This is a genomic window from Polaribacter cellanae (assembly GCF_017569185.1).
GTDB lineage: Bacteria > Bacteroidota > Bacteroidia > Flavobacteriales > Flavobacteriaceae > Polaribacter > Polaribacter cellanae.
This window is the reverse complement of record NZ_CP071869.1, coordinates 1,941,594-1,953,182: the sequence shown is the minus strand read 5'-3', so window position 1 is coordinate 1,953,182 and position 11,589 is coordinate 1,941,594. Positions and strand designations below refer to the sequence as shown.

General features: G+C 30.9%; 10 protein-coding genes. 5 read left to right on the top strand and 5 right to left on the bottom strand.

What is annotated here, in order from left to right:
• Positions 1-38: 38 nt before the first annotated feature.
• The 5 genes from pbpC (at position 39) to J3359_RS08690 (ending at position 7,306) form a co-directional block, all read left to right on the top strand.
• Positions 39-2,387 (top strand): penicillin-binding protein 1C, encoded by a 2,349-nt coding sequence (gene pbpC, locus J3359_RS08710; RefSeq protein WP_208080297.1) that lies wholly within the window; start codon positions 39-41, stop codon positions 2,385-2,387.
• A 119-nt stretch (positions 2,388-2,506) separates the two neighbouring features.
• The gene (locus J3359_RS08705) at positions 2,507-2,686 is read left to right on the top strand and encodes a hypothetical protein (protein ID WP_208080296.1); all 180 of its coding nucleotides are present in this window, start codon (positions 2,507-2,509) and stop codon (positions 2,684-2,686) included.
• Positions 2,687-2,834: 148 nt separating this feature from the next.
• Positions 2,835-3,674 (top strand): MBL fold metallo-hydrolase, encoded by an 840-nt coding sequence (locus J3359_RS08700; RefSeq protein ID WP_208080295.1) that lies wholly within the window; start codon positions 2,835-2,837, stop codon positions 3,672-3,674.
• A gap of 15 nt (positions 3,675-3,689) precedes the next feature.
• A complete protein-coding gene (locus J3359_RS08695; protein ID WP_208080294.1) occupies positions 3,690-5,405 on the top strand; it encodes a S8 family serine peptidase in 1,716 nt (571 codons plus the stop codon).
• 62 nt (positions 5,406-5,467) lie between these two features.
• Positions 5,468-7,306, top strand: coding sequence for a M1 family metallopeptidase (locus tag J3359_RS08690; protein ID WP_208080293.1), 1,839 nt, complete (start codon positions 5,468-5,470; stop codon positions 7,304-7,306).
• Positions 7,307-7,480: 174 nt separating this feature from the next.
• Here the strand turns inward: J3359_RS08690 and J3359_RS08685 are convergent, their stop codons facing one another.
• The 5 genes from J3359_RS08685 to J3359_RS08665 form a co-directional block, all read right to left on the bottom strand.
• Entirely contained in the window at positions 7,481-8,146 is a 666-nt protein-coding gene (locus tag J3359_RS08685; protein WP_208080292.1) for a LysE family translocator, read from the bottom strand.
• Positions 8,147-8,275: 129 nt separating this feature from the next.
• Positions 8,276-8,848, bottom strand: coding sequence for a hypothetical protein (locus J3359_RS08680; RefSeq protein ID WP_208080291.1), 573 nt, complete (start codon positions 8,846-8,848; stop codon positions 8,276-8,278).
• Between the two features lie 70 nt (positions 8,849-8,918).
• A complete protein-coding gene (locus J3359_RS08675) occupies positions 8,919-9,965 on the bottom strand; it encodes a ferredoxin--NADP reductase (RefSeq protein WP_208080290.1) in 1,047 nt (348 codons plus the stop codon).
• Positions 9,966-10,074: 109 nt separating this feature from the next.
• Positions 10,075-11,064, bottom strand: coding sequence for an aspartate-semialdehyde dehydrogenase (locus J3359_RS08670; protein ID WP_208080289.1), 990 nt, complete (start codon positions 11,062-11,064; stop codon positions 10,075-10,077).
• A 349-nt stretch (positions 11,065-11,413) separates the two neighbouring features.
• Positions 11,414-11,563, bottom strand: coding sequence for a hypothetical protein (locus J3359_RS08665; RefSeq protein ID WP_208080288.1), 150 nt, complete (start codon positions 11,561-11,563; stop codon positions 11,414-11,416).
• Positions 11,564-11,589: the final 26 nt, after the last annotated feature.

Below are 11,589 nucleotides of genomic sequence, written 5' to 3'. Positions count from 1 at the left end.
CGAACTGGCATTGAAAACCAGAATATAAAACATTAAAATTGAAAATAAAAAACTACATATTAAAACATAAAAAGAAAACAATATTTCTTGTTGTTCTTTTAGTTTTTTATGCTTTTTGTTTGCCAAAAGAGTTGTTTACAAAAACAACATCAACCGTAATTACGAGTAAAAACAACCAATTATTAGGCGCATTAATTGCAGAAGATGGTCAATGGCGATTTCCAAAAAACGATTCCGTTCCACAAAAATTTAAAGCCTGTTTAATTCAGTTTGAAGATGAATATTTTTATAAACATCCTGGCTTTAATCCTGTTTCGATATTTAAAGCTTTAAAACAGAATTTACAAGCAGGAAGTGTAAAAAGAGGTGGCAGTACAATTACGCAACAAGTTATAAGGTTGAGCAGAGATAATAGAGAGAGAACCTATTTCGAAAAGTTGAAAGAACTTATTTTGGCAACTCGTTTAGAAATAAGGGCAAGTAAAGAAGAAATTATTGCTTATTGGAGTTCAAATGCTCCTTTTGGTGGAAATATTGTAGGTTTAGATGCGGCTTCTTGGCGCTATTTTAACAGAAAGTCTACGGATTTATCTTGGGCAGAAGCTGCAACGTTAGCGGTTTTGCCAAATGCACCAAACTTAATTTATCCAGGGAAAAATCAGCATAAATTATTAACAAAAAGAAACCGATTATTAAAAAAATTACTCGTAAAAAAAATAATCGATTCTTTAACGTATGAATTATCTATTTTAGAAGAATTGCCTCAGAAAGCATATCCAATTCCGCAGATTGCACCCCATTTATTGCAAAAAATAAACAAAACAAATAAAGGAGAATTTGTAAAAACTACGATTGATAAAAAATTACAAAATCAGGCAAATGAGATTGTAAAAAACCATTACAATGTGTTAAGTAAAAACGGAATTTATAATATTTCTGTGTTGGTTTTAGATGTAAAATCGAGAAAGGTATTGACTTATGTTGGAAACGCGCCAACAGATAAAAGCCATCAAAAAGATGTCGATATTATTGATAAGCCAAGAAGTACAGGAAGCATTTTAAAACCTTTTTTATACGCTGCTATGTTAGACTCTGGAGAATTGTTGCCAAATACTTTGGTGGCAGATATTCCCACAAATTTTGGAAGTTACAAACCAGAAAATTTCGATAAAAAATACGCAGGCGCAATTTCTGCAAAAATGGCACTATCAAGGTCTTTAAATGTGCCAACTGTTAGAATGTTGCAAAGTTTTGGTTTGGAAAAATTTCATCATTATTTACAGCAATTACAATTGAAAGACATTCGAAATAATGCCAATTATTACGGTTTAACTTTGGCTTTAGGAGGTGCAGAAAGTAACTTGTGGGATTTATGTAAAAGTTATGCTTCCTTAGCTTCCACAGTAAATCATTACACAGAAAACTCCAGTAGATATTTTAAAAATGAATTTACAGAACCTACTTTTTTTACTGATGATAAAATTGATTTCGGAGAAAAAACACCAGAAAAAATAATTTTTGATGCTGCTTCCATTTACCTAACATTCGAAAGTTTAAAAGAAGTAAACAGACCAAATACCGAAGAAAACTGGGAGTTTTTCGATTCTTCTAAAAAAATTGCTTGGAAAACAGGTACAAGTTTTGGCTTTAGAGATGCTTGGGCAATTGGCACCACAAAAGATTATGTAGTGGGTGTTTGGGTAGGAAATGCAGATGGAGAAGGAAGACCAGGTTTGGTGGGTGTGAAAACTGCAGCTCCAATATTATTTGATATTTTCGATAAATTACCCAATTCAGAATGGTTTTCAACACCTTTTGATGAAATGACAGCAATTGAAATTTGTACAAAAAGTGGTTACAGAGCCACAGAAATTTGTGAAGAAAAAAAGATGGAATTTGTACAAAATTCAGGATTAAAAACGGCTCCTTGTCCATATCATGTTTTAATTAATGTAAATCATTCAGAAAATTATCAAGTAAATACTTCTTGCGAGAGTTTAAGTAACATGAAACAGAAATCTTGGTTTGTATTACCTCCTTTAATGGAATATTATTATAAAGAAAAAAATCCGTTTTATAAACCACTTCCACCCTTTAGAAACGACTGTTTAAGAAAAACTAAAAATGCTATGAAGTTTATCTACCCAACAGAAAAAAGCACGATTTTTTTACCCAAAAATTTCGATGGAAAAAAAAACGAACTCATTTTAAAAGTAGCGCATTCTAATAAAGAAGCAACGTTGTTTTGGTATGTAAACAACGAGTTTATTACTTCAACAAAAGAGATTCATAATGTGGCAATAAACTATAAAGCAGGAATTTACAAAATATCTGTAACCGATAATTTGGGGAATGAAATTCAGCAAAAAATAACAGTAAAAGAGTAAAATGTTTAAAGTTAGCAACTTGCATTTCAACGAAATAAGAATACCATTTATCGAAAAAGAAAGTATTCATTTTTTAATCTCTTGTATTTTTGATGTACCAAACTTTAAAATTACAAACGATGCTTTTACAAATTTTACCATCAGATCCAGTTTCTACAACAGAAAACTTTTTAGATGTTCAATTGATATTAGTAATTGTAGGTCTAGCAGTAAGTGTTTTTGTGATTTTAAAATTATCGAAATTTTTAAGTAAAATTAAAATCAATAAAACAGTAAAAAAACATAGCTATACATCTTAAAGTATTAGATATTTCTTAACAGAAAATCATTATATTTTCTTCATCTTTGTACTTCATAAACGTTAAAGGTTTGTGTTTTAAAATTTTATGAATCATTAAATTTTTATTTTTATAAATAATTTTTAATGATGATTTTTAGTTTTACAGTATGAAGATTTATCCAATAGAAACAGGGAATTTTAAGTTAGATGGTGGTGCCATGTTTGGTGTTGTTCCAAAAACAATTTGGCAAAGAACAAATCCTGCAGACTCCAATAATTTAATAGACATGAGTATGCGTTGCATGCTTATTGAAGATAAAAATCGATTAATTTTAATTGATACAGGTTTAGGTTCTAAACAATCAGATAAATTTTTTGGGTATTACTATTTATTTGGTGACTTTTCTTTGGATACTTCACTAAAAAACCTCGGTTTTCATAAAGACGATATTACAGACGTTTTTTTAACACATTTACATTTCGATCATTGTGGAGGTGTAATTGAAAGAAATAAAGATGGCTTGTTAGTTCCTGCTTTTAAAAATGCAAAAGTTTGGTCTAATGATAATCATTGGAAATGGGCAACAGAACCAAATCCAAGAGAAAAAGCATCTTTTTTAAAGGAAAACATCAATCCTATAAAAGAAAACGGACAATTAAATTTTATTCATAGAAATTCAAGAGATCAAATAGGTTTCGATGTTTTATTTATGGATGGTCATACAGAAAAACAAATGTTACCAAAACTAACTTATAAAAACAAAACCATTGTTTTTATGGCAGATTTATTACCTACAACTGGGCATATACCTTTGCCTTATGTAATGGGTTATGACACAAGACCTTTGCTAACCATTAAAGAAAAAGAAGTTTTTTTAAATGAAGCCGCAGACAATAATTACTACCTTTTTTTAGAGCACGATGCACACAACGAAATTTGTACAGTACAACATACAGAAAAAGGTGTACGCATAGAGAACACACACAAATTTACAGATATATTTTAATAATAGAAAAGAGAGATGAGAGTATTAAAACCAATTATTTTTACAGTTGCAGCTGGTATTTTTTTAGCAAGTTGTAAAACTTCAGTAACTACAATTCCTGTTCCTAGTGGAACAAATAATGTAGTAAATATTCCTGCGAAAAAAGGAGCTTTATCAGAAAATGAAAGACAAACTTGGAGTCATTTAGATTTGTTAACAGACTCTATTCCAGGAATGAGTATCGATAAAGCGTACCAATTTATACAAAATAAAAAAGGCGTTCCAGTAATTGTAGGTATTGCAGATTCTGGTGTAGATGTAGAACACGAAGATTTAAAAGATGTTGTTTGGACAAACCCGAACGAAATTGCAGCAAACAATAAAGATGATGACAAAAATGGTTTCGTAGACGATATACATGGCTGGAATTTCTTAGGAAGCAAAGATGGTAGAATTGTAAATGCAGATCAGTTAGAATTAACTAGAATTGTTAAGAAAGGAATGGATAAATTCGGAGACAAAAAAGCCTCTGAAATTGCAGATGCAGACAAAGCCGAATTCGAGCAATATTTAAAATTAAAAGAAAAGTACACAAAATCTGTTGAAGCTCATAAACAAGAGTTGGAAGGATTAGAGAAAACAGAACAAAGATTAAACCAACTAGAGCAGAATTTTAACAACGTTAAAAAGTTTGTTGGTAAAGAAAACATTAGTGCAGAAGATTTAAAAAGTGCAAAACCAGATGATCCTAAATTAGCAGCACAAATTGCAGATGTTGCAAATATTTTAGGAAGAGGGATGACAGAAGCTGGCCTTTTAGACTATAAAAAGCAATTTATGGATTATAAGTCGGGTAAAGAGAAATCTAAAAGTTACGATTTAGACTTTAATGCTCGCCAGTCTATGGGAGACGATTTAACCGATATTACAGATACAGATTATGGAAATAACAACGTAATTGGTTCTAAAGAATTAGAAAGTCATGGAACACATGTTGCAGGAATTGTTGCTGCTTCAATAAATAATGGAAAAGGTGTAAATGGAGTTGCAAAAAATGTACAAATATTAACAGTACGTGTGGTTCCAGATGGAGATGAGCATGATAAAGATGTTGCTTTAGGAATTAGATATGCAGTAGATAATGGTGCAAAAGTAATAAATACAAGTTTTGGGAAACCATATTCTCCAAACAAACAATGGGTGTATGATGCTATTAAATATGCAGCAGAAAAAGATGTTTTAATTGTAAATGCCGCTGGAAATGATGGAAGTAATATCGATCAAGTAAGAACATACCCAAACGATTCTGAAGATTTAATTAACGAAATTTCCGACAATGTTCTAACAGTTGGAGCGATAAGTTTAAATTATAATGAAAACCTACCAGCAGTTTTTTCTAATTACGGGAAAAAGAATGTAGATATTTTTGCACCAGGAGTAGATATTTATGCTACTATGCCAGCAGATAAATATGCATTTAATAGCGGAACTTCTATGGCAGCACCATCTGCAGCAGGAGTTGCAGCCTTGGTTCGTTCCTATTATCCACAATTATCTGCAAGCCAAGTAAAACATATTTTAATGAATTCTGGAATTAAAATTAATTTCGATGTCGTAAAACCAGGTTCTCAATCAAAAGAAAAACCAAATGGCGAAAAAGTACCATTTTCAGAACTATCGGTTTCTGGTAGAATCGTAAATGCTTACAATGCTTTAAAAATGGCAGATAGCATTGTAAACGGAAAAAAATAAATAGAAAACAGCGATAATTACATCGCTGTTTTTTATTTTTATACCAAACTAAATAATTATACATGAAAAAAATACTCTTTTTAGGGAGCTTTTTAGTATTGTTGGCTTCTTGTGCGAATTCTAAAGAAGTGCACAATAACAAGCATAAAAACAGTGCTAAGTTCACCACATACTGGCAACAACATATAGATTATAAGATGGATGTTGATATGGACGTAAACAACCATCAATATAAAGGAATACAAAAAGCTGTGTACACAAACAATTCTCCAGACGAATTAGATAAAGTGTACTATCATTTGTATTTTAATGCCTTTCAACCAGGTTCTCAAATGGATGTAAGATCTCTAAATATTAAAGATCCCGATGGAAGAGTAGGAGACAGAATTAGCAAATTAAAACCTAATGAAATTGGTTACATAAAAGTAAACTCTTTAAAACAAAATGGAGCTGCAGTTACTTATAAAACTGTAGGTACAATTTTAGAAGTAACTTTAAATAAACCTATAAAATCTGGAGAAAGTGTAACTTTCGATATGGATTTCGATGCACAAGTTCCTATACAAATTAGACGTTCTGGAAGAGACAATAAAGAAGGTGTTGCACTTTCTATGTCTCAATGGTATCCAAAAATGGCAGAATACGATTTCGAAGGTTGGCATACACCACCTTATATTGCCAGAGAATTTCATGGAGTTTGGGGGAATTTTGATGTAAAATTAACAATTGATAGAAATTATGTTGTTGGTGGAACAGGTTATTTACAAAACCCACAAGAAATTGGGCATGGTTATGAAGACAAATCCAAACCTTTAAATGTACCAAACACAAATAAATTAACTTGGCACTTTAAAGCACCAAACGTACACGATTTTATGTGGGCTGCAGATCCAGATTATAATCACGATATTTTAAAAATGCCAGTAGGTATCGATTTACATTTCTTTTACAAGAAAACTTTAGATGCGGAATATTTAAAAAATTGGAAAGACTTACAAGAACCAACAGCCGAATTGATGAGGTATTTTAGCAAACATGTTGGTAAATACCCTTACAAACAATACTCTGTAATACAAGGTGGAGATGGTGGAATGGAATATGCAATGTCTACTTTAATTACTGGGGAAAGAGGTTTTGGAAGTCTATTTGGAGTTACAGCACACGAAATGGCACATACTTGGTTTCAGTTTTTATTAGCTTCTAACGAAAGTGAACACCCTTGGATGGACGAAGGTTTTACCAGCTACATTTCTGCAAAAGCCTCTCACGAAATTTTAAAGAAAGGTAAAGGAAACCCGAATGCAGGACCATATAGAGGTTATAATTATGTAGTAAATAATAATATTGAAGAACCATTAACAACGCATGCAGATAGATACAACCTTAATACAGCTTATAGTGTTGCTAGTTACGTAAAAGGAAGCATCTTTTTATCTCAATTAGAATATGTAATTGGCGAAGAAAATGTTGCAAAAGGGCTAAAAAAATACTTTAACGATTTTAGCTTTAAGCACCCAACACCAAATGACGTAAAACGTTCTATGGAAAAAGTTTCTGGGATTCATTTAGGTTGGTATTTAAACGAATGGACAGAAACAATACACACCATCGATTATGGAATTAAATCTGTAGAAGGCAAAACAATAACTTTAGAAAGAATTGGAAAAATGCCAATGCCAATAGATTTAGAAGTTACTTATACAGATGGTTCTACAGAAAGTTTTAACATTCCTTTACGTATGATGAGAGGGCACAAACCAACATCAGCAACCATTTTAGAAGCTTGGGGCTGGGCAATGCCAACCTATTCTTTAACAACTTCTAAAACAGTAAAATCTGTGGAAATTGATAAAAGTAAATTAATGGCAGATGTTAATTTAGATAATAACATTTACAAATAGAGAAAGAAGTTTTTCTGAAATAAAGTTTAAGACCTTACAAATATTAAAATCTGTGAGGTCTTTTTTATTATATAAATTATTTAGATGAAAAATAATTTGATTGTTCGATTTTAAAAAATAATTTTTTTAGTTCTAAAGTGTGGCAATTTTGGTTTCATTCAGTTTAACAATTTTCTAATGCAAAAACTCATCAATTCTTTCATTTGGGATAAAGCCTTTTAGCATTAGTAAAAAACCAAAAACAATTAAGAGAATACCCATAATTTTTTTTACTTTATAAACAACTAAAGGAGTCATTTTACTTTTTAGCTGTTTTGCTAAAAGAATTTTACCAATATCGGTTACAAAATAACCCAATAAAATAACGCCAAAATAAGAGAAAATTGCATTCTGATTCATGTTTAAAGTAGGTCCAATAACCAAAACAGTTCCTAGCCAGAAAGCCAAAACACCAATATTTATAAAGTTTAAGAAATAGCCTTTTATAAATAATTTTAGATAGTTATTTTTTATGGGAACTTCTACCATTTTAGAAGTTTCCAGCGCTTCTTTTTTGTTGGATTTGTCTAAATATGTAATTAGTCCATAGATAATTAAAACCAAGCCACCGATAAAAAATAAGCGAGGGTCGTCTTTAATTTCTTCTAACAAAGATCTACTTCCATAATAGGCGATTAAAATAAAAGAAATATCGCCTAAAATAACACCTAAATCGAAAGCAATTGCAGCTCTTGCACCTTTTAATATACTGGTTTGAATGAGCATAAAAAAAACAGGCCCAATCATAAAAGCCATAAAGAAACCTATAAAAAAAGCATTTTTAAAATCGTAAAGATCCATAGCTTACAAAAATACGGAATTTTATACACGATTAAAATCTATTTCGTTTTTGATTTGGAGTTTAGAATTGAAAGTGAATTTTAAAAATTAAATAGTAGTACTTTATTGTAGAAACATTTATTAATTTTTTTATGAAATCCATCTACTAATTATTTTGTCGAACTTCCATTCACCTTTTATTTTTTTATACATACAAGTGTAGCCACCTCCACTTAAATATATTTTCTGTGAATGTTTGCTAACTTTCCATGTATTATTAACTTTAACAGTTGCAGTGTCTTTTTCAATTTTTATCATACTAAAAGAAAGAAATAGAAAATCCTCCCAAGTTTTGTTCGCAATTGTTTGTAATTCAGATTTAGATTTAAGACAGAAAGCTACATTTCCAATTTTATTTGGAATCTCATTCAATTTTAAATATTTATAATCCTTTTTTACTGAATTAGATTTGGGGAGTCCTAAAGTTTCATTTAGTTGAAATTGATTCAGTACATATATTCTATTTTTTTTCCAAATAGACTGATATTCTTGAATATCTTTTTCCACTACAACTGCTCTTTGAAGTGATTTGTAAACTAATTCTTTTAAATCAGAATCCATTTCGTATCTCACTTTAGTACAATCAAAGTGTTTATCTTTTATGTATAATGGTCTTGAACAGCTTGTTAGAATTATTGCTAAGAGAAGTATTGTTTTTTTCATATTCCTAAAACTTGAAGTTATTCCTTTATGTTTTAATAATTAACCAAAACAATTACACAGTTAAACATTTCTACACATCATCAAAATCGATAGTAATTTTAGAAGTTGTTGGATGTGCTTGGCAAGCCAAAATTAAGCCTTCTTCAATTTCGCCATCTGTTAAAATAGAATTTTTAACCATAACCGCTTTTCCTTCAGTAACTTTACACATGCAAGAACTACAAACGCCACCTTGGCAAGAATAAGGCGCATCTAAATCGTTACGTAAACTTGCAGCCAAAATATCGTCGGTTTGTAGCATATTAAAAGTGGTTTCTTCATCATCTAACAGCACCGTAATTTCTGTAGTTCCTGCTTTTATTTCTGATAAAGCTTCCTCGTCAACAGAAACTGTAAATAGCTCGAAATGAATGTTTTCTTCTGGGATATTGTTGTTTTTTAAAGTTTTAGAAACTTCATTAATCATTTCTTCTGGTCCACATAAAAAAGCAGCATCAAAAGAAGTTTCTTTGTACATATTTTTAACGAAATAATTCGTTACGCTTTCATCTATTCTTCCTCTTAATTGATTTTTAACTTCTTCTCTACTAAAAATATAATGCAATTTAAATCTATTAGAAAACGACTCTTTTAGAGTGTTTAATTCATCATAAAAAATAGTGTCTGCAACAGTTTTATTTCCATAAACTAACGTAAAATTAGAAGTTGGTTCTGTTTGTAAAACTGTTTTTACCATCGATAAAATTGGTGTAATTCCAGAACCAGCTGCAAATGCAATGTAATTTTTATTTGTTTGAGAATTTAATAAAAACCTTCCTTCTGGTTCAGATATTTCAATTATATCGCCAGCTTTTAGAACAGAAGTAGCTAAAACAGAAAATGTTCCGTTTTCAACTGCTTTAATGGCAACTCTAATTTCGCCACTTTTTGGAGTAGAACAAATGGAGTATGCTCTTCGAATTTCTTCGCCATTAATTTCTTTTTGAAGGGTAATGTATTGCCCAGCAGTAAAATTAAAAGCTGCTTTTAATTTTTCGGGAATCTCAAATAAAACAGAAACCGCATTTGCGGTTTCGTGTTTAATTTCTTGTATGTTTACTTTATGAAATGTTGCCATTTTTCGTTTTTAAAAAAATTAATTCTTAAGATTTCTCCACAAGGTCGAAAATGACAAATTACAGTGTCGTTTCGAGTGAAACGAAGTGAAATCGAGAAATCTCTATAAATTAAACTAAATTGTTTTCTACTAAATATTCAGCTATTTGAACTGTATTTGTAGCAGCACCTTTTCTTAGGTTGTCTGCAACAATCCACAAATTTAAGGTATTTTCTTGAGATTCGTCTCTTCGAATACGCCCAACAAAAACTTCGTCTTTATTATGTGCGTTAATTGGCATTGGATACACGTTATTCGCTAAGTCGTCTTCCACGATAACTCCAGGGGTTTCGCTTAATATTCTACGAACATCTGCCAAATGAAAATCATTTTCGAACTGAATATTTACAGCTTCGGAATGCCCACCAGCAGTAGGAATTCTAACAGCAGTTGCAGTTACAGAAAAAGAATCGTCGCGTAAAATTTTCTTTGGTTCTTTTACCAATTTCATTTCCTCTTTTGTGTATCCGTTTTCTAAAAAAATATCGCAATGTGGCAATGCATTTCGTCCAATTTTGTGTGGATATGCCATTTCTCCATCAATTCCTGCTTCCTCGTTATCTAATTGCTGTACTGCTTTTACACCAGTTCCAGAAACAGATTGATAGGTAGAAATAACCACACGTTTCATTTTATATGTATCGTGCAAAGGTGCTAAAGCCATTACTAATTGTATTGTAGAACAATTCGGATTTGCGATAATTTTATCATCCGAAGTTAAAACATCTCCATTAATTTCAGGAACTACTAATTTTTTTGTTGGATCCATTCTCCAAGCCGAAGAATTATCGATAACAGTGGTGCCAACTTCCGCAAATTTTGGAGCCCATTCTAAGGAAGTATCTCCACCAGCAGAAAATAAAGCAACATCTGGTTTCATTTTTACGGCATCTTCTAAAGTTACAACTGTATAATCTTTCCCTTTATATGCTAACTTTTTTCCAGCAGACTTTGCAGATGCTACAGGAATTAATTGTGTTATTGGTAAATTACGTTCTTCTAAAACTTTTAACATTACTGTGCCAACCATTCCAGTTGCGCCAACTACAGCTATTTTCATACTTTTTAATTTAGGTTCCTGCTAGCGTTTATCTAAAACGATAGACGAAAGACAGGAAAGACATTTTATTTGTTTTTTTGAAAAATTTAAAAAAGCATTTTTCATTTCTGCAAAGATGCTAAAAAAAAGAACGAAATAAATCAGTAAAAACGTTATAAATCAATTAAAGTTTAAAAATAGAGCAACTATTTTTGTAATGTTTAATTTTTAACAAATTGATATAAAATTATTTTTTTGCAGCTATTTCTAGCTTTCATTACTTGCTTTTTTTTTATGCTGAATTTCTTTCAGTATAAAAAAGAGCTAAAACAAATCGTTCAATCTGGGCTGATATCTTGTTTGTTGACTTTTAACAATTAACCTTTAAATCTGTTTCTTTTTTTCTATATAGATTCATAGAAAGCATAGCAAATCTTTGCGAAAAACTTTGCGTTTTTGCGCCTTTTCGAGAATATCCTGTGTTGCCCATAACGCTGAAAAAACCGTCTAAAGTTATCATTTTGGTAACTTTTATTGTATACTTGC